Raw genomic sequence first — 18,362 nt, forward strand, 5'->3', positions numbered from 1 at the left:
CTATCGCCGGCAAGCCGGTCTCGCTCCCACAGGGGTTTTGTGTCGTTTATAGAAGCGGGGTCGAGCGGGCGACGATCGCTTCCACCTCCAATCCCCGTGGCAACGCGCCATACACGCGGCCGGCCGAACCGAGGCGGCTGGCAATGAAGGCATCGCTGACCGCCGAGTTGCCAGCCTCCAGCAACAGCTTGGCCTGCAGCCCCAAGGCGATGTCTTCGGTGAGCTGGCGGGCACGATACTGAATGTCGCTGGTGTCCTTGAAAGCTGCCTGCAATTGGCTGATGTGCGCCGCCAGGCGTTTATCGCCATGACCATCGCCCAACTCGCTGAACAGCACATCGAGCACACCCGGTTCTTTCGACAGCGCCCGCAGCACGTCCAGGCATTGCACGTTGCCAGAACCTTCCCACGTCGAATTGACCGGTGCCTCACGGTACAAACGCGGCAGGATGCTGTCTTCGACATAACCCGCGCCGCCCATGCATTCGGCGGCCTCGTTTATCATGGCGGGCGCGCGCTTGCAGATCCAGTATTTGCCCACCGCCGTTACCAGGCGCGCGAATTTCGCTTCATGCTCATCGCCCAGATGATCCAGCGCCTTGCCCATGCGCAGGCTCAACGCCAAGGCCGCTTCGCTTTCCAACGCGAGATCGGCAAGCACGTTCTGCATCAACGGTTGTTCGCTGAGCAGCTTGCCGCCGACCATGCGGTGAGCGCAGTGATGGCTGGCCTGCGTCAACGCCTGGCGCATCAGCGAGCTGGAACCGACCATGCAATCGAAGCGGGTCATGGCCACCATTTCGATGATGGTCGGAACGCCGCGCCCTTCTTCGCCGACCATCCACGCCAGCGCACCGCGGAATTCGACTTCGCTGGACGCGTTCGAGCAATTACCGAGCTTGTTCTTCAGACGCTGGATGTAAAACTGATTGCGCGTGTCGTCCGGGCGATGACGCGGCAACAGGAAACAGGTCAAACCCTTGTCGGTCTGTGCCAGGGTCAGGAAGGCATCGCACATCGGTGCGGAACAGAACCACTTGTGGCCCACCAGTTCGTAGGCCTGACCGGGACCGCTGGCGCCGATCGGATACGCCTTGGTGGTGTTGGCCCGCACATCGGTGCCGCCCTGTTTCTCAGTCATGGCCATGCCGATGGTGACGCCGGCCTTGTGCGCCATGCCGACGTTGCGCGGGTCGTATTCGGTGGCGAGGATTTTCGGCAGCCACTGCTTGGCCAGGTCCGCTTGCACGCGCATCGCCGGGACGCTGGCGAAAGTCATGGTCAGCGGGCAACCGCTGCCGGCTTCGGCCTGGCTATGCAGGTAGGTCATGGAGGCGCGGGCGACGTGGGCGCCGGATTGCGGATGTGCCCAGGGCAGCGAGGTCAGCCCGTGTTCGATCGCAGTGCGCATCAGCTCATGATAAGCCGGGTGAAACTCCACCAGATCGATGCGATGACCATAACGGTCGTGACTGCTGAACACCGGCTTGTTCTGGTTGGCCAGAAACCCCGCCTCCATCAGCGGCCCACCGGCCAGTGCGCCATAAGCGTCGATCCGCGATTCGGCCCAACCGGCCCCGAAACGCCGCGACCACTCCTGCAACGGCAAATCGATGCGATACAGGTTGGCACCGTCCAGCGACGGTGGCTGGTTGGTAACTTCGTGGGTTTCGGCGAACTGATGCAGGTTCATGACGGGGCTCCTTTGGTCAGCCAAGGAATTCAGTTAATCACTGCCCCGAGGCCGAACAAAGTGGCATATCCGCCTAACTGTCGGCGCTTTCGCCTTGTTTTGGACAGAGCACCCGACGATACAGCGCAGCCTGCAAGTCTTCGAACTTCACCGGCTTGCTCAGGTGATCAATCAAGGCACCCGTCGGGCAGCGTTCCCGATCAGCGCTCAGGGCAATCATGAACACCGGCAATTGCTCGCAGCCCGGCAAGGCGCGGATCTGGCAGCACAGCGATACGCCATCCAGCGACGGCAACTGACCATCGAGCAGCACGGCGTCGAATGCTTCACGCTGCAAGAGATCCAGCGCGGCCACGCCATTGTCGGCCGTTCGCACCCGGAACCCGAGCTTGAGCAACATGCCGCGCATCACCAGCTGATTGATGCTGTTTTCATCCACCAGCAACACGGTGCAGTCCTGCGGCAGACGCAGACGCGGGAATTCCCGCGTCATCATGGGCGTTGAGACTCGCTCTACCACGGGCAACTCAAACTCGACGTCGAGCTGGAAGCGACTCCCGCGACCGGGCTCGGATCGGTGAGTCAGATGCCCGCCAAGCAAGTCGACCAGTTGCCGACAGATCGCCAGGCCAACGCCCAGACCGCCATATTCCCGGGTCATCGAGCCGTCGAGCTGGAAAAAGCGCTGGTACAGCGTCGCCTCGCCCAAATCGGTGAAGCCGATGCCGGTGTCGATCACTGCAAAGGACAGTGCCAGCCCGTCGGGGCCTAAGGGTTTACCCGTGACCCGCAACGCCACGCCGCCCACACGGGTGAACTTGATCGCGTTGTCCAGCAGGCATTCCAGGCATTGCGCCAACTTGATGTTGTCGCCGTGCAAACGGTCCGGCAGGCCTGGCGTGACGTCAACCTTGAAGTCAAGTGACTTGCCTGACGCATTGCCTTCGAACTGCACGCGCAGGGCATCGACCACGCTGCGCAAACTGAAGGTGGACGCATTAGCCTTGAGCTTGCCGGCCTGCAATTCGGTCAGGGTGAGGATACCGTTGACCATGCGCATCATGTCTCGCGCCGAACCGGCGGCCGTTTGCTGGTATTGCTCCAGTTCCGGGTCCATCTCGACGGTTTGCATCAGCTCCAGCGAACCGATCACACCGTTCATGGGTGTGCGCAATTCGTGGGTCAACGTGGCGAGGAATTCATCCTTGAGCTTGTTACTGTGCGCCAGTTGCTGGTTGAGCACTTCGAGCTTTTGACCGGCATCGAACAAGGTCTGCGCCTGTTGCTCACGCATGGCGTTGATGCGGTCGGCCAGGGCCAGGGACAACAGCGCCACTTCGATGGCCGAGCCGATCTGGCTGGAATACATGGTCAGGAACACGTTCGGCAGGTAACCCAACACCATCAGCGTGTTGACGACGCCGCCAAGCAAAAACGCCGACCAGGCGATGATGAAATAACGTGCCACCCGCAGGCCGCGCCACCAGGCGAAAATCCCCGCGGCGAAAATCACCACGGTGAACGTCAGCGCCAGGGCCGTCGCCAGACGCAGGGCCAAGGCGTAACTGGTCATTAACGACAAGCCGACCACCACCGCCCCGAACGCAATCAACGCCAGCAGCAAGCGATCGAGCCAGCGGTTGAGGGTGGCCGTCTGCAGGAAGCTGCGGGCGAACTGGCTGCCGAACAGCCCCGCACAACCAATGAAGAACGGCGTCGCAGCATTGGCCCACCAGGGATCGTTCGGCCAGAAATACTGCACGGCCGCGCCGTTCACCGACAGTTGATACAGACCGAACGAGGCAATGTAGAAGATGTAATAGAGGTAGCTGGTGTCGCGCACGCTGAGGTAAATGAACAGGTTGTAGACCAGCATCCCCAACAACACGCCGTAAATCAGGCCCAGCACGTAGAGCCGCACCGGCTGTTCTTCAAGGAATGCCGTGCTCGACCACAACGTGACTGGCGCCTGGATCGACCCTTCGCTCTGCAGGCGCAGGTACAGGGTTTGCGTTTGACTCGGGGTGAAGTTCAGATCGAACAAATAGTTGTTCTGGCGAATCTCGCGACTGTCGAACGGCAAGGCATCGCCGGTCTGGCGGGCGAATTGATAGGCTCCCGCAGCATCGGGCAAATACAGATCAAGATGATCGAGGGGCGGATAGGCCAGCTCCAGCAGCCAGGTCCGTTGCACGGAGGGATTGGTCGGGCGGTAATGCAGGTCGATTTTCAGCCAGAACACCGAACGCGAGTAACCGGCGTTGAGAGTGGCCTTATCGTGGGGTTTGAAGTTTCCGGCAGCGGCTTGCGCACGGACATCATCAATGGTCGCCTGACCATCGGCATCTTCGAACACTTGCAGGGTTCGGCCCAGGGGCAGGCTTTGAGTGAATTCATCGAATTCGACTGCGCTCGCCATGAGGGGCAAGCAAAACAGCAATATCAGCAAATAGCGCATTTAAGCCCCAGCGTAGCCTGTCCGGTTATCTCAGGAAGCCCCTCATTCCCTTTGAGTAGACGTAAAACCGGTATTACCTGCTATTGGTTTGGATCCACTCTAGCATAGCCGTTGATGGCCATTGAACACCATTGAAACATTTCCTGTAAAGGCTCTAGTACGGGCATTACAGCGTGCATTGGGTTAGAGCTGTTTGCTCGGTCAGGCTACGAATATGCATCGGCTGCCGGCCGCATTCCTGTAGCAGCCGACCGCAGGCTTCAGCTGCTACAAAGTTCGTGCCATGACTCGTCGGTCGACTGGTGGTAAGCTCGCGCACCATGAATATCTACAGCTCTCGCCCCGTTGTCCTCTGTCTCTCCGGCCACGACCCAAGTGGTGGCGCCGGCTTGCAGGCAGATATCGAAGCCCTGCTCGCTCAGGGTTGTCATGCGGCCCCGGCCGTCACCGCCCTGACCGTGCAAGACACGGTCAACGTCACTGACTTTCGCGTCCTCGACCGTGAGTGGGTGTTGGCCCAGGCCAATGCCGTGCTCAACGACTCCGAAGTCGCTGCGGTGAAACTGGGCATGCTCGGTTCCCTGGAAATGGTCGACACCGTGGTCGAACTGCTTCAGGCACACCCGCACTTGCCGATGGTCTGCGACCCTGTGCTGCGCGCCGGTGGCGGCGGACGACTGGGCAAGGATGAAGTCGGTTACGCCATGCGCGAACGTCTCCTGCCGCTGGCAATCATTGCCACCCCTAACCTTCCCGAAGCCCGCATCCTCGCCGAACTGCCCGAAGGCACCGCGGACGAGTGCGCTGAAAAACTCCTGCCGTACGTCAAACACCTGTTGATCACCGGTGGCCATGGCGACGAACACGAAATTCATAATCGTTTGTACAGCCGCGACGGTAGCCGCAAAACCTTTACCTGCCAGCGCCTGCCCGGCAGCTATCATGGGTCCGGTTGCACCTTGGCCAGCGCCTTGGCCGGTCGACTGGCCTTGGGTGAAAACCTCGCCAGCGCCGTGCAGACCGCGCTTGACTACACTTGGCGGACCCTGCGAGATGCCGAGCAGCTGGGCAAAGGCCAGTTCGTACCACGCCGCCTGCCGCTGGATTTCTGTTCGTAACCTTCTATGCGTAAAGCGGAGAGGCTTGTCCGATGAAACTACGTGGCCTGTATGCCATTACCGACAGTCAGTTACTGGCCGGTAAATTTCTTTCGTATGTAAAAGCGGCGCTGGACGGCGGCGTTACTCTGCTGCAATACCGCGACAAAAGTAGTGACGATGCCCGGCGTCTGCGCGAGGCCGAATCCCTGCGCAGCTTGTGCGAACTCTACAAGACCCAGCTGATCATCAACGATGACTACGAACTGGCTGCACGCCTTGGTGTCGGTTTGCACCTGGGCCAGACCGATGGGCCACTGATGCCGGTTCGTGCACTGCTCGGTCGTCAGGCGATCATCGGTTCGACTTGCCATGCGCAGCTCGAACTCGCCGAACAAGCGGCCAAGGAAGGCGCCAGTTATGTCGCCTTCGGCCGCTTCTTCAACTCCAACACCAAACCCGGCGCACCGACCTGCAGCCTCGAACTGCTCGACCAGGCCCGCAGCAAATTGCACCTGCCGATCTGCGCGATCGGCGGCATCACCCTGGAAAACGCCGTCCCGCTGGTGGCCCACGGGGTCGATCTGCTGGCGGTGGTCCACGGCCTGTTTGGCGCCGAGAGCACGACCGAAGTGACGCGCCGTGCCCGCGCATTCAACGCCCTGCTTTCTATTTAAGTAGCTTAAAAGTCTGATTTGAGAGCCCGATCATGTCTCGTTCCGAAACGCTGTTTGCCAATGCCCAGAAACACATTCCCGGTGGCGTGAACTCGCCTGTTCGCGCGTTCAAGAGCGTTGGCGGCACGCCTCTGTTTTTCAAACACGCTGAAGGCGCCTACGTCACCGACGAAGACGACAAGCGTTATGTGGACTACGTCGGCTCCTGGGGCCCGATGATCCTGGGCCACAGCCATCCGGACGTGCTGGACGCGGTGCGCAAACAGCTGGAACACGGCTTGTCGTACGGTGCCCCGACCGAAATGGAAACCGAGATGGCCGATCTGGTCTGCTCGATCGTGCCGTCGATGGAAATGGTGCGCATGGTCAGCTCCGGCACCGAAGCGACCATGAGCGCGATTCGCCTGGCCCGTGGTTTCACCGGCCGCGACAGCATCATCAAGTTCGAAGGCTGCTACCACGGTCACTCCGACAGCCTGCTGGTCAAGGCCGGTTCCGGCGCATTGACCCAAGGCGTGCCGAGCTCGGCCGGCGTACCGGCGTCCTTCGCCAAACATACCCTGACCCTGCCGTTCAACGACATCGACGCCGTGGCAACCATGCTCGCCGAAGTCGGTCAGGACGTGGCTTGCATCATCGTCGAGCCAGTGGCCGGCAACATGAACTGCGTACCGCCGGCGCCGGGCTTCCTCGAAGGCCTGCGGACCTTGTGCGACAACCACGGCGTGGTGCTGATTTTCGACGAAGTGATGACCGGTTTCCGCGTCGCCCTCGGCGGTGCTCAAGCGCATTACGGCGTCACGCCAGACCTGACCACGTTCGGCAAGATCATCGGTGGCGGCATGCCGGTTGGCTGCTTCGGCGGCAAACGCGCAATCATGTCGCACATCGCGCCACTGGGCCCGGTTTATCAGGCAGGCACCTTGTCGGGTAACCCGCTGGCGATGGCGGCCGGTCTCACGACGTTGCGCCTGATCAGCCGCCCTGGCTTCCACGCAGAACTGAGCGACTACACCAGCCGTCTGCTCGATGGCCTGCAACAGCGCGCCGACGCCGCCGGCATTCCGTTCGTGACCACGCAAGCCGGTGGCATGTTCGGCCTGTACTTCAGCGGCGCCGACGACATCGTCACGTTTGATGATGTGATGGCCAGCGACGCGAAGCTGTTCGGCCGCTTCTTCCACTTGATGCTCGAAGGCGGCGTGTACCTGGCGCCGAGTGCATTCGAAGCCGGCTTCACTTCGATTGCCCACGGCGAAGCCGAGTTGAAACTGACGCTGGATGCCGCCGAGCGCGCATTTGCCGCACTGAAATAATGCTGAGACGCTGACGTTGGCGATTGCCGGCGTCAGCTTTTACCTACATTCCAGCGTCTTTTCTTACTCATCTGCCGATAATCCCCCGTAAACCGGGCGATATATTCCCCGCGCAGCAGAAAAACGAGTAAAGACTTTGTAAGGTTGGCCCTGCTTATTTCATAATGCGCGCTTATTGGATCCCTCGATGGGTCCGCGCGCCCCTCAGAGGTAAGTCGATTCCCATGAACCGCACCGGCCGCGCCCTTGCATTGGGCTGCCTGTTGCTCCTTCAGCCCCTGCTCGCGCTCGCACAAGCAGGCGGCAACTCGTTGTTAATCCCAGCGATGGGTCGCTGCACCCTCAATACCCAGCCGCAAGACCTGGAACAGGCGCTCGCCGCCTGCCAGAAAGCGTCGGATGACGGGGATGCGCAAGCACAATACGAGTTGGGTGAGTTCTACTACGACGGCAAAAACACCCCGCGCGACCTCAAGAAAGCCCTGGACTACTTCGAAAAGGCCTCGCTGCAAGGCCACGCCCAGGCGCAATTCAAACTCGGCACCATGTTCTTCCACGGCGAAGGCGTACCGGCCAATAACGTTCAGGCGTATATCGTGCTGAAAATGGCGGCGGTCAATGGTGCGGAAGAAGCGCTGGATACAGCGGACGAAGTCGCCGAGAAGATGCCTCGCGAAGAACTTGAGGTAGCGACTCAGGTGCTTGGGCAAATCTTCCGCAAGTACCTGATGGAATTGCAGAGCGCCGATGGGCGTACGCCTTTTTCTCCACTGCCCTGAGTACAACACGGGCCCCTGTGGCGAGGGAGCTTGCTCCCGCTCGACTGCGAAGCAGTCGTAAAGTCAGACGATGCGGTGAATCAGAAAAACGGTGCTTGCAGGGTTTAGGGCCGCTTCGCGCCCCTGCGGGAGCAAGCTCCCTCGCCACAAAAAGCCCAGTTCATCTCAAAGACCTTCCTGCTTACTTCTCAGGCATCGGCATCGGAAACGGCATGACATTGCCGACCGCGCCGCGGGCTTCGCTGATTTTCGGCGTGCCGAGACGCTCGACTTCGTCGATGCGCACGATCGAATGCATCGGCACAAAACTGCGCACGACACCTTCGAACTGAGCCTTGAGCTTCTCTTCGCTCGGATCGACGACCACTTGCGTGCGCTCGCCAAAGACGAACTCTTCCACTTCCAGGAAGCCCCACAGATCACTTTGATAGATCTGCTTGGCGTACATTTCGTACACCTGGCCCTGATTGAGGAAAATCACCTTGTAGATTGGAGCTTCACGTTTGGTCATGGTGGGCGAGCAACACATCGGGGGATAAAAATGAGGGCGCGAACTATAGCATAGCCACCGGACGCACAGCGGTAGGAACCTCGGGACATGTTCCCTATAATGCGCGGTTCTTTGAATCACGTGATGACTGTATCCATGGCCAAGAAGCTTTACATCGAAACCCACGGTTGCCAGATGAACGAGTACGACAGCTCGCGCATGGTCGATCTGCTGGGCGAACATCAGGCTCTGGAAGTCACCGCCCGCGCTGAAGATGCCGACGTGATCCTTCTCAACACCTGTTCGATCCGCGAACGCGCCCAGGACCGGGTGTATTCCCAGCTCGGCCGCTGGCGCGAACTGAAACTGGCGAACCCGGAGATGGTGATTGCCGTCGGCGGTTGCGTCGCCAGTCAGGAAGGCGCCGCCATCCGCGATCGCGCCCCGTATGTCGATGTGGTCTTCGGTCCGCAAACCCTGCACCGCCTGCCGGAAATGATCGACGCCGCCCGCGCCACCAAATTGCCGCAAGTGGACGTCTCGTTCCCGGAAATCGAAAAATTCGACCATTTGCCGGAGCCGCGCATCGATGGCCCGAGCGCCTACGTGTCGGTCATGGAAGGTTGCAGCAAGTACTGCACGTTCTGCGTGGTGCCCTACACCCGCGGCGAAGAAGTCAGCCGACCGTTCGATGACGTGATTGCCGAAATCATCCACCTCGCTGAAAACGGCGTGCGTGAAGTGACGCTGCTGGGCCAGAACGTCAACGGCTATCGCGGCACCACCCACGACGGTCGCCTGGCGGATCTGGCCGAGTTGATTCGTGTCGTCGCGGCTGTCGATGGCATTGATCGGATTCGCTACACCACGTCCCATCCGCTCGAATTCTCCGACAGCCTGATCCAGGCTCACGCCGAAGTGCCGGAGTTGGTGAAGCACCTGCACTTGCCGGTGCAATCCGGTTCGGACCGCATTCTTGCGGCGATGAAGCGCAACCACACCGCGCTGGAATACAAATCCAAACTGCGCAAGCTGCGCGCCGCCGTGCCAGGGATCTGCATCAGTTCGGACTTTATCGTCGGCTTCCCCGGCGAGACCGAAAAAGACTTCGAACAAACAATGAAGCTGATCGAAGACGTCGGTTTCGACTTCTCCTATTCGTTTGTCTACAGCCAGCGTCCGGGCACGCCGGCGGCCGACCTGGCCGACGAAACGCCGGAAGAGCTGAAAAAAGAACGCTTGAATGCCCTGCAACATCGCCTGAACCAGCAAGGTTTCGAGATCAGCCGACAAATGGTCGGTTCGATCCAGCGGATTCTGGTCACCGATTACTCGAAAAAAGACCCCGGCGAGCTGCAAGGCCGGACCGAGAATAACCGGATCGTCAACTTCCGCTGCGACAATCCGACCCTGATCGGCCAGTTTGCCGATGTGCACATCGATGCGGCGCAGCCGCACTCGCTGCGGGGCTCGCTGGTGTAGGAGCGAGCTTGCTCGCGATGGTCGTCAACGATGACGCGTGCATCCTGAATGAACGCGGGCATTCAAGCCCTTCGCGAGCAAGCTCGCTCCTACAGAGTCATGGTCTGCCACATTGCCCAGCATAAGAGCTTTCGCACCCGCGCCACTGGCGTTATCCTTGATTTCATCTTAATTGCCCCAGGGCGGCTAAATACGACCTTGAACGCACCCATAGAACCACATCGTTTCATCCTCGAGCCCTTTGAGGCTCGCCGCTTCGCCAATCTGTGCGGGATGTTCGACGAGCATCTGCGCTTGATCGAGCAACGCCTGACCATCGAGATCCGCAACCGCGGAAACCAGTTCGAGCTGATCGGCGACCCCAAACACACCACCTCCGCGGAAAGCCTCCTGCGCCGCCTGTACCGGGAAACCAAGGGTACCGAGCTGTCGCCGGACATGGTTCACCTGTTCCTGCAGGAATCGGCCGTCGAAGAGCTGGACAATGTTTCCCCGTCCGAACCCTCCGTGGCCCTGCGTACCAAGAAAGGCATGATTCGCCCTCGTGGCTTGAATCAGTTGCGCTACGTGAAGGAAATCCTCGGTAACGACATCAACTTCGGCATCGGCCCGGCCGGTACCGGCAAGACCTATCTGGCCGTTGCCTGCGCGGTAGACGCGCTGGAGCGCGAGCAGATTCGCCGCATCCTGCTGGTTCGTCCGGCGGTTGAAGCAGGCGAAAAACTCGGTTTTCTGCCGGGCGACCTGTCGCAAAAGATCGACCCGTACCTGCGCCCGCTCTACGACGCGCTCTACGAAATGCTCGGCTTCGAATACGTCGCCAAGCTGATCGAGCGCCAGGTGATCGAAGTCGCGCCGCTGGCCTACATGCGCGGTCGCACGCTGAACAACAGCTTCATCATTCTCGACGAAAGCCAGAACACCACCGTCGAGCAGATGAAAATGTTCCTGACCCGGATAGGCTTCGGCTCCACTGCGGTCATCACCGGTGACATCACCCAGGTCGACCTGCCGAAAGGCACCAAATCCGGGCTGCACCATGTGATCGAAGTGCTGAAAGACGTGCCGGGCATCAGCTTCACCCATTTCATGCCCAAGGACGTTGTGCGCCATCCACTGGTGCAGCGGATCGTCGAAGCCTATGAGCGCTTCGAGAATCGCGTGGCAGACGAAACACCAAAGGACAGTCGCCGCGATGCTTGAGCTTGATCTGCAACTCGCTACCGAAGCGCCCGCCCCCAGCGAAGCCGAGTTCCGCCAATGGTGCGAACTGGCCTTGCGCCAGCGCACCGCCGACTCCGAAATGACCATTCGCCTGGTCGACGAAGCCGAAGGCCGCGAGCTGAACCACACCTGGCGGCAGAAGGACTACGCCACCAATGTGCTGTCGTTTCCGGCCGATGTGCCTGACGAGTTTCTCGATATCCCGTTGCTGGGCGATCTGGTGATCTGCGTGGCGGTGGTCGAGCGCGAAGCCGCTGAACAAGGCAAGGAACTCAAGGCCCACTGGGCGCATCTGGTGATTCACGGCTGCTTGCATTTGCTGGGTTACGACCATATAGATGACGACGAAGCCGAAGAAATGGAAGCGCTGGAACGAACGTTGCTTGCGGAATTGGGCTATCCCGACCCGTACGCGGACGACGAAATCGAAACATCCACTATCGTGACAACAAAGGATTCAGAGTAATCGCTATGAGCGAAGATCGATCGAGCAACGGGCAGAAGTCTTGGCTGGGTAAGCTCACCCAGGCTTTTGCCCACGAGCCGAAGAACCGTCAGGAGCTGCTGGAGCTTCTGCGCGATGCACACCAAAACAAGTTGCTGGACAGCGAAGCGCTGGCCATCGTCGAAGGCGCCATCCAGGTTGCGGACCTGCAAGTACGGGACATCATGGTCCCGCGCTCGCAGATGATCAGCATCAAGGCGACCCAGACACCCCGCGAGTTTTTACCAGCCGTGGTCGACTCGGCCCACTCCCGTTACCCGGTCATTGGCGAAAGCCACGATGACGTGATGGGCGTGTTGCTGGCCAAGGACTTGCTGCCGTTGATCCTCAGGGAGAACGGCGACAGCTTCAACATCAAGGACCTGCTGCGCCCGGCCACCTTCGTGCCCGAGTCCAAGCGCCTGAATGTGCTGCTGCGCGAGTTCCGCGCCAACCACAACCACATGGCCATCGTTATCGATGAGTACGGCGGTGTGGCGGGTCTGGTGACCATCGAAGACGTGCTCGAACAGATCGTCGGCGACATCGAAGACGAGCACGACGTCGAGGAAGACAGCTACATCAAGCCACTGCCCAGCGGTGATTTCCTGGTCAAGGCCCTGACGCCGATCGAGAACTTCAACGAATTTTTCGACAGCGAGTTCTCCAACGACGAGTTCGACACCGTTGGCGGCCTGGTGATGAGTGCGTTCGGGCACTTGCCGAAACGCAACGAAATAACCGAAATCGGCCCGTATCGCTTCCGCATCCTGAACGCCGACAGCCGTCGGATTCACTTGCTGCGCCTGACACCTATCGCCCGTTAAGGATTGACATGCTCCGCGTAACCCGCCCCGGCTGGCCCGGTAACCTGCTGGCCGTGGCGGCCGGTGCAATCACCACCCTGGCCCTGGCGCCGTTCGATATCTGGCCGTTGGCGTTGCTGGCGGTCGGCTTTTTTTACGCCGGTTTACGTGAGCTGAGCCCCCGCCAGGCCCTGGGCCGCGGCTGGTGCTTCGGTTTCGGCCTGTTTGGCGCCGGCACCAGCTGGATCTACTACAGCATCCACAACTTTGGCGGCGCTTCAGTGTTGCTGGCCGGGTTCCTGATGCTGCTCTTCACCGCGGCGATTGCCTGGTTCTTCGCACTGCCGGCCTGGATCTGGGCGCGCTGGTTGCGTCGCAACGAAGCACCGCTGGCCGATGCCATGGCGTTCGCAGCGCTGTGGGTAGGCCAGGAAGCCTTTCGGGGCTGGTTCCTCACCGGTTTCCCGTGGCTTTACTCCGGTTACAGCCAGCTCGACGGCCCATTGGCCGGCCTCGCACCCGTGGGCGGAATGTGGCTGGTGTCCTTCACCCTGGCCTTGACCGCCGCGCTGATCTACAACGCTTCGCGCCTGATCAAGACGGGTCGCAAAGCCTTTATTGCGGCGGGTGTGCTGCTGTTGGTCGGCCCTTGGATCGCCGGCATCGCGCTCAAAGGCCATGCCTGGACCAGCCCGGCGGGCGCACCGCTGAGCGTCGCGGCAATTCAGGGCAATATCGAACAAAGCATGAAGTGGGACCCGGCGCAGCTCAACGCGCAGCTGGCGCTGTACCGCGACATGAGCTTCAGCTCCAAGCGTGTCGACCTGCTGATCTGGCCGGAAACCGCGATCCCGGTGCTCAAGGAGTCTGCCCAGGGCTACCTGGACATGATGGGCAAATTCGCTTCCGAGCGGGATTCGGCAATGATTACCGGCGTCCCCATCCGCGAAGTCGTCCGTCACGAAAAGCGTTTCTTCAACGGCATCACTATCGTCGGCGAAGGCGACGGCACTTACCTCAAGCAGAAGCTGGTGCCGTTCGGCGAATACGTGCCATTGCAGGATGTGCTGCGCGGCCTGATCGCCTTCTTCGACCTGCCGATGTCGGACTTTGCCCGTGGCCCCGCTGATCAGGCGATGCTGCAAGCCAAGGGCTATCAAATTGCGCCGTACATCTGCTACGAAGTGGTTTACCCGGAGTTTGCCGCCAGCCTCGCGGCTCGCAGCGATCTGTTGCTGACCATCAGCAACGACACCTGGTTCGGCACCTCCATCGGGCCGTTGCAACACTTGCAGATGGCACAGATGCGCGCGCTTGAGGCCGGCCGCTGGATGATCCGCGCCACCAACAACGGCGTGACCGGCCTGATCAACCCCTTCGGCCAGATCACCACGCAGATCCCGCAGTTCGAACGCGGCATCCTGTACGGCGAAGTGGTGCCGATGCATAACCTGACGCCTTACCTGCAGTGGCGTTCGTGGCCGCTGATCATTGTCTGCGTGTTGTTGTTTGGCTGGGCGTTGGTGGCCAACCGGATGGCAAAAACCGTCTGAGACTGGCGGGCTTTTGTGGCGAGGGGCTTGCCCCCGTTCGACTGCGCAGCAGTCGTAAATCCGACCACCGCGTTTCAACTGTCACACCGTATGCGCTGATTTCAGGGCTGCTTCGCAGCCCAACGGGGGCAAGCCCCCTCGCCACAGGTCAGCGATAGAACAATGAATACCCGATCTGCCCCACCGCTTCATTCAGCAACTGCCCGCTCTGCCAGATCGACTTGAACTCAGGCATCCAGCCACCCAATGGCCGGGCATTGTCCACGCCTAGAAAACCCACCGGCGCGGGCACCACCTCAAATCCTGCCTTCTGGAAACTCCAGACCGCCCGCGGCATATGCCAGGCCTGAGTCACGACCACAACACGCTTGATCCCTTGTGGCAGCAACACCTCGGCACTGAACTGCGCATTTTCCCAAGTCGTACGGCTACGCCCTTCCTGCCAACGCACGGTTACGCCAGAGTCTTCGAACATCGAATCCGCCATCAATTTGGCTTCGGTGGGCGGCGTGCCGAAATGCAGGCCGCCACTGGTTAGGATCGGCAGGCCGGAGGCCTTGGCCAGCCGCGCGGCATAACGCTGACGCCCCAGACCCACACCGGTCGGCTGGTCATCGCCCCAAGCCAGGTCACCCCGCTCACGCCCAGACCCCAGCACAACGATCGCATCAGCGCGCTGACTCAGGGTCGCCCATTCGGCGCGATCCAGCGCCGGCTCCCGTTCCAGCGCCTTGGCGCTCCATTGCACCACCACCGGCAAACTCATCAGCCAGAACCCGCCGAACCCCAGCGTAAAGCACACGCCCGCAAGGCGCGGCCTTGAGCGGCGAAACCACCAGGCAAGCGCCAGCAACAGCAATAAAATGCCGGGCGGCAGCAGAAGTTGTTTTACAAAGTAACGAAAAGGCATCGAGCATCTCCTGAAGATGCCCGAAGCCTAAGTGGGTTGACGCAATGCGACAACAAATGCGGAAGGACTATGCTTCAAAAAACCATACGTCATGGCTTCAAGTGCCTTTACTTGAATTGCAGAGACCGGACCTTTACCGCGTCCCTGCCCGGTACCTTGTCCTTGAGCCAGATGATCTTGGCCGAACGTGGTGCGTCGAGTTGCTTCACTGCTTCTGACAAGCATCCGTGTGTTTCACGTTCACTGCGGTCCAGATACGCCTTGACCAGTGCAAATTCTGCGGGGCTCAGGCCACGCAACTCCAGCTCAAGGGGGCGTTCATCGCGCAACCGGCCAGCGGTTTTTGCCGCGTCCAGGGCCATTCCCAGACGATCGATCAGTCTTTCGTACAGCTCCGGCTTCGTAACTTTTTGCTGTGAATCAACCATCCCTCACCTCATTGAAGATAAGACTCGCTCCCCATTTAGAGCTTAGCTTCCATGAACAAACCGGCTGAACGCCGCGACCAACGGCCCTCGCAGCCATTTCGGCAAGACGCGCGGCAGTAATCAGGGTTTCCCTCGGTAGAGTGCGGTCATGTATGCTACGGCGCTTCCTGTAACTCCACTTCCAGCTCGCTTGGGCACCGCAACGCCGATTTGGCGTGATCACCGTCCAGCGCCGCATTGAAGAGGATTAGGCCACCCCTATTCAGTTCAAAAGTAGCCATGCACGAACAATATCAGCCCCGTGAAATCGAAGCCGCCGCCCAGTCGTTCTGGGACGAGCAAAAGTCCTTTGAAGTCAGTGAACAGCCAGGCAAGGAGACTTTCTACTGCCTGTCGATGTTCCCTTACCCCAGCGGCAAGCTACACATGGGGCACGTGCGCAACTACACCATCGGCGACGTGATCTCCCGCTATCAACGCATGCAAGGCAAGAACGTCCTGCAACCCATGGGTTGGGACGCCTTCGGCATGCCGGCGGAAAACGCCGCGATGAAGAACAACGTAGCGCCCGCCAAGTGGACCTACGAAAACATCGCCTACATGAAAACCCAGCTGCGCAGCCTGGGCCTGGCGGTGGACTGGTCCCGCGAAGTGACCACCTGCAAGCCGGATTACTACCGCTGGGAACAATGGCTGTTCACTCGCCTGTTCGAAAAAGGCGTGATTTACAAGAAAAGCGGCACCGTGAACTGGGACCCGGTCGACCAGACCGTTCTGGCCAACGAGCAGGTGATCGACGGTCGCGGCTGGCGTTCCGGCGCGCTGATCGAAAAGCGCGAAATCCCGATGTACTACTTCAAGATCACCGCTTACGCGGATGAGCTGCTGGAGAGCCTCGACGAGCTGACCGGCTGGCCTGAACAGGTCAAGACCATGCAGCGCAACTGGATCGGCAAATCCCGTGGCATGGAAGTGCAGTTCCCGTACAACGTCGACTCCATCGGCGAAACCGGTGCACTCAAAGTCTTCACCACCCGTCCGGACACCCTGATGGGCGCGACCTACGTTGCCGTGGCCGCCGAACACCACCTGGCCACCCTGGCCGCACAGAACAACCCTGAGCTGCAGGCGTTCATCGCTGAATGCAAGGGCGGCAGCGTCGCCGAAGCCGACGTCGCCACTCAAGAGAAAAAAGGCCTGCCGACCTCGCTGTTCGTCGAGCACCCGCTGACCGGTGAGAAACTCCCGGTGTGGGTCGCCAACTACGTGCTGATGCATTACGGCGATGGCGCGGTGATGGCTGTACCGGCTCACGACGAGCGTGATTTCGAGTTCGCCACCAAGTACAACCTGCCGATCAAATCCGTGGTGTGCACAAGCGCAGGTGATACCAACCCGGCGCCGTGGCAGGACGCCTACGGCGAACACGGCACGCTGATCAACTCCGGCGAGTTCGACGGCCTCGATTTCGCAGGTGCGTTCGACGCCATTGAAGTCGCGCTGCTCAAGAAGAACCTCGGCGCCTCGCGCACCCAGTTCCGCCTGCGCGACTGGGGCATCAGCCGTCAGCGTTACTGGGGCTGCCCGATCCCGATCATCCACTGCAACACCTGCGGTGACGTGCCCGTCCCGGAAGATCAGCTGCCAGTGGTGTTGCCGGAAGACGTGGTACCGGACGGCGCAGGTTCGCCATTGGCGCGCATGCCCGAGTTCTACGAGTGCAGTTGCCCGAAATGCGGCGCACCGGCCAAGCGTGAAACCGACACCATGGACACCTTTGTCGAGTCCTCGTGGTACTACGCCCGATACGCCTCGCCGCACTATGAAGGTGGCCTGGTGGAAAAATCGGCGGCCGACCATTGGTTGCCGGTGGATCAATACATCGGCGGTATCGAACACGCGATTCTTCACCTGCTGTACGCGCGCTTCTTCCACAAGCTGATGCGCGACGAAGGTTTGGTGAGTTCCAACGAGCCGTTCAAGAACCTGCTGACCCAGGGCATGGTGATCGCCGAGACTTACTATCGTCGCGAAGCCAACGGCGCTTACACCTGGTTCAACCCGGCGGACGTCGAACTCGAACGCGACAGCAAGGCCAAGGTCATCAGCGCCAAGCTGATCGCAGACGGCCTGCCGGTGGAAATCGGCGGCACCGAGAAGATGGCCAAGTCAAAGAACAACGGCGTCGACCCTCAGTCGATGATTGACCAGTTCGGCGCGGACACCTGCCGCCTGTTCATGATGTTCGCCTCGCCACCCGACATGAGCGCGGAATGGTCCGACTCCGGAGTCGAAGGCTCGCACCGCTTCCTCAAGCGCGTCTGGCGTCTGGCTCAGGCCCACGTCACTCAGGGCCTGCCGGGCAAACTGGACGTCGCCAGCCTGAACGACGAGCAGAAAGCCATTCGCCGTTCGATTCACCTGGCCATCAAGCAGGCCAGCCACGACGTCGGCCAGAACCACAAATTCAACACCGCCATCGCCCAGGTGATGACGCTGATGAACGTGCTGGAAAAAGCCGCGCAAGGCACCGAACAGGATCGCGCACTGGTTCATGAAGGTCTGGAAGCCGTGACGTTGCTGCTGGCTCCGATCACCCCGCACATCAGCCACGAGCTGTGGCATCAACTGGGTCACGCAGACCCGGTGATCGACGCCGGCTGGCCGGTGGTGGACGAAACCGCGCTGGTGCAGGACAGCCTGACGCTGGTCATCCAGGTCAACGGCAAGCTGCGCGGCCAGATCGAAATGCCGGCCACCGCGACTCGCGAAGAAGTCGAAGCCGCTGCCCGTGTCAACGAGAACGTGCTGCGTTTCGTCGATGGCCTGACTATTCGTAAAGTGATCGTAGTGCCCGGGAAACTGGTCAATATCGTCGCCAGCTAATTGGATCAGGCGCCAGGCAAGCCTGGCGCCGAGTAAAACCTTTCGGGCCGCACGGTCGGCCCACATGGTTTCAAGGGGA

Annotated in this window: 15 protein-coding genes; 10 read left to right on the forward strand and 5 right to left on the reverse strand. The window is 60.4% G+C overall.

The features are described from left to right. Positions 1–46: 46 nt before the first annotated feature. Together ACA066_RS25355 and ACA066_RS25360 are read right to left on the reverse strand one after the other, a co-directional pair. Positions 47–1,693 carry an acyl-CoA dehydrogenase family protein gene (locus ACA066_RS25355; RefSeq protein WP_497697085.1) on the reverse strand — a complete coding sequence of 549 codons (1,647 nt, stop codon included), beginning with the start codon at positions 1,691–1,693 and terminating at the stop codon, positions 47–49. 73 nt (positions 1,694–1,766) lie between these two features. Then, the gene (locus ACA066_RS25360) at positions 1,767–4,151 is read right to left on the reverse strand and encodes a 7TM diverse intracellular signaling domain-containing protein (RefSeq protein WP_497697086.1); all 2,385 of its coding nucleotides are present in this window, start codon (positions 4,149–4,151) and stop codon (positions 1,767–1,769) included. 320 nt (positions 4,152–4,471) lie between these two features. On the opposite strand from ACA066_RS25360, the gene ACA066_RS25365 reads away from it, so the two are divergent. The 4 genes from ACA066_RS25365 to ACA066_RS25380 all read left to right on the forward strand — a co-directional run bounded on the left by ACA066_RS25365 (position 4,472) and on the right by ACA066_RS25380 (position 8,020). Beyond that, on the forward strand, positions 4,472–5,269 hold the full coding sequence (locus ACA066_RS25365) for a hydroxymethylpyrimidine/phosphomethylpyrimidine kinase (protein ID WP_497697087.1): 798 nt from the start codon (positions 4,472–4,474) through the stop codon (positions 5,267–5,269). Between the two features lie 32 nt (positions 5,270–5,301). Further along, positions 5,302–5,925 carry a thiamine phosphate synthase gene (thiE, locus tag ACA066_RS25370; protein WP_497697088.1) on the forward strand — a complete coding sequence of 208 codons (624 nt, stop codon included), beginning with the start codon at positions 5,302–5,304 and terminating at the stop codon, positions 5,923–5,925. A gap of 32 nt (positions 5,926–5,957) precedes the next feature. Further along, positions 5,958–7,241 carry a glutamate-1-semialdehyde 2,1-aminomutase gene (gene hemL / locus ACA066_RS25375; RefSeq protein ID WP_497697089.1) on the forward strand — a complete coding sequence of 428 codons (1,284 nt, stop codon included), beginning with the start codon at positions 5,958–5,960 and terminating at the stop codon, positions 7,239–7,241. Between the two features lie 224 nt (positions 7,242–7,465). Beyond that, the gene (locus ACA066_RS25380; RefSeq protein ID WP_017340980.1) at positions 7,466–8,020 is read left to right on the forward strand and encodes a tetratricopeptide repeat protein; all 555 of its coding nucleotides are present in this window, start codon (positions 7,466–7,468) and stop codon (positions 8,018–8,020) included. A 181-nt stretch (positions 8,021–8,201) separates the two neighbouring features. On the opposite strand, the gene ACA066_RS25385 is transcribed toward ACA066_RS25380, so the two are convergent. Continuing rightward, on the reverse strand, positions 8,202–8,531 hold the full coding sequence (locus tag ACA066_RS25385) for a DUF1820 family protein (protein ID WP_007894425.1): 330 nt from the start codon (positions 8,529–8,531) through the stop codon (positions 8,202–8,204). Positions 8,532–8,666: 135 nt separating this feature from the next. Here ACA066_RS25385 and miaB point away from each other — a divergent pair, with 135 nt between their 5' ends. The 5 genes from miaB (at position 8,667) to lnt (ending at position 14,059) form a co-directional block, all read left to right on the forward strand. After that, complete coding sequence (gene miaB, locus ACA066_RS25390) at positions 8,667–9,992, forward strand: tRNA (N6-isopentenyl adenosine(37)-C2)-methylthiotransferase MiaB (protein WP_497697090.1); 1,326 nt, start codon at positions 8,667–8,669, stop codon at positions 9,990–9,992. Between the two features lie 198 nt (positions 9,993–10,190). Then, positions 10,191–11,195 (forward strand): PhoH family protein, encoded by a 1,005-nt coding sequence (locus ACA066_RS25395; RefSeq protein WP_497697091.1) that lies wholly within the window; start codon positions 10,191–10,193, stop codon positions 11,193–11,195. Beyond that, on the forward strand, positions 11,188–11,682 hold the full coding sequence (gene ybeY / locus ACA066_RS25400) for an rRNA maturation RNase YbeY (protein WP_497697092.1): 495 nt from the start codon (positions 11,188–11,190) through the stop codon (positions 11,680–11,682). Before ACA066_RS25395 ends, ybeY begins: the two co-directional genes overlap by 8 nt. A gap of 5 nt (positions 11,683–11,687) precedes the next feature. Beyond that, a complete protein-coding gene (locus tag ACA066_RS25405; RefSeq protein ID WP_084319721.1) occupies positions 11,688–12,527 on the forward strand; it encodes a CorC family transporter in 840 nt (279 codons plus the stop codon). A gap of 8 nt (positions 12,528–12,535) precedes the next feature. After that, entirely contained in the window at positions 12,536–14,059 is a 1,524-nt protein-coding gene (gene lnt / locus ACA066_RS25410; RefSeq protein WP_497697093.1) for an apolipoprotein N-acyltransferase, read from the forward strand. A gap of 148 nt (positions 14,060–14,207) precedes the next feature. On the opposite strand, the gene ACA066_RS25415 is transcribed toward lnt, so the two are convergent. Continuing rightward, a complete protein-coding gene (locus tag ACA066_RS25415; protein WP_497697094.1) occupies positions 14,208–14,969 on the reverse strand; it encodes a YdcF family protein in 762 nt (253 codons plus the stop codon). A 107-nt stretch (positions 14,970–15,076) separates the two neighbouring features. Then, positions 15,077–15,397 carry a hypothetical protein gene (locus tag ACA066_RS25420; protein ID WP_497697095.1) on the reverse strand — a complete coding sequence of 107 codons (321 nt, stop codon included), beginning with the start codon at positions 15,395–15,397 and terminating at the stop codon, positions 15,077–15,079. A 279-nt stretch (positions 15,398–15,676) separates the two neighbouring features. Here ACA066_RS25420 and leuS point away from each other — a divergent pair, with 279 nt between their 5' ends. Next, positions 15,677–18,283, forward strand: coding sequence for a leucine--tRNA ligase (leuS, locus tag ACA066_RS25425; RefSeq protein ID WP_497697096.1), 2,607 nt, complete (start codon positions 15,677–15,679; stop codon positions 18,281–18,283). Positions 18,284–18,362 lie beyond the last annotated feature (79 nt).

Source organism: Pseudomonas sp. LBUM1651 (assembly GCF_059716135.1).

What these genes read in the sequence shown, in the direction of transcription:
- ACA066_RS25355 (WP_497697085.1), bottom strand. Translation starts at nt 1,693, where the DNA reads ATGAACCTGCATCAGTTCGCCGAAACCCACGAAGTTACCAACCAGCCA.
- ACA066_RS25360 (WP_497697086.1), bottom strand. Translation starts at nt 4,151, where the DNA reads ATGCGCTATTTGCTGATATTGCTGTTTTGCTTGCCCCTCATGGCGAGC.
- ACA066_RS25365 (WP_497697087.1), top strand. Translation starts at nt 4,472, where the DNA reads ATGAATATCTACAGCTCTCGCCCCGTTGTCCTCTGTCTCTCCGGCCAC.
- thiE (WP_497697088.1), top strand. Translation starts at nt 5,302, where the DNA reads ATGAAACTACGTGGCCTGTATGCCATTACCGACAGTCAGTTACTGGCC.
- hemL (WP_497697089.1), top strand. Translation starts at nt 5,958, where the DNA reads ATGTCTCGTTCCGAAACGCTGTTTGCCAATGCCCAGAAACACATTCCC.
- ACA066_RS25380 (WP_017340980.1), top strand. Translation starts at nt 7,466, where the DNA reads ATGAACCGCACCGGCCGCGCCCTTGCATTGGGCTGCCTGTTGCTCCTT.
- ACA066_RS25385 (WP_007894425.1), bottom strand. Translation starts at nt 8,531, where the DNA reads ATGACCAAACGTGAAGCTCCAATCTACAAGGTGATTTTCCTCAATCAG.
- miaB (WP_497697090.1), top strand. Translation starts at nt 8,667, where the DNA reads ATGGCCAAGAAGCTTTACATCGAAACCCACGGTTGCCAGATGAACGAG.
- ybeY (WP_497697092.1), top strand. Translation starts at nt 11,188, where the DNA reads ATGCTTGAGCTTGATCTGCAACTCGCTACCGAAGCGCCCGCCCCCAGC.
- ACA066_RS25405 (WP_084319721.1), top strand. Translation starts at nt 11,688, where the DNA reads ATGAGCGAAGATCGATCGAGCAACGGGCAGAAGTCTTGGCTGGGTAAG.
- lnt (WP_497697093.1), top strand. Translation starts at nt 12,536, where the DNA reads ATGCTCCGCGTAACCCGCCCCGGCTGGCCCGGTAACCTGCTGGCCGTG.
- ACA066_RS25415 (WP_497697094.1), bottom strand. Translation starts at nt 14,969, where the DNA reads ATGCCTTTTCGTTACTTTGTAAAACAACTTCTGCTGCCGCCCGGCATT.
- ACA066_RS25420 (WP_497697095.1), bottom strand. Translation starts at nt 15,397, where the DNA reads ATGGTTGATTCACAGCAAAAAGTTACGAAGCCGGAGCTGTACGAAAGA.
- leuS (WP_497697096.1), top strand. Translation starts at nt 15,677, where the DNA reads ATGCACGAACAATATCAGCCCCGTGAAATCGAAGCCGCCGCCCAGTCG.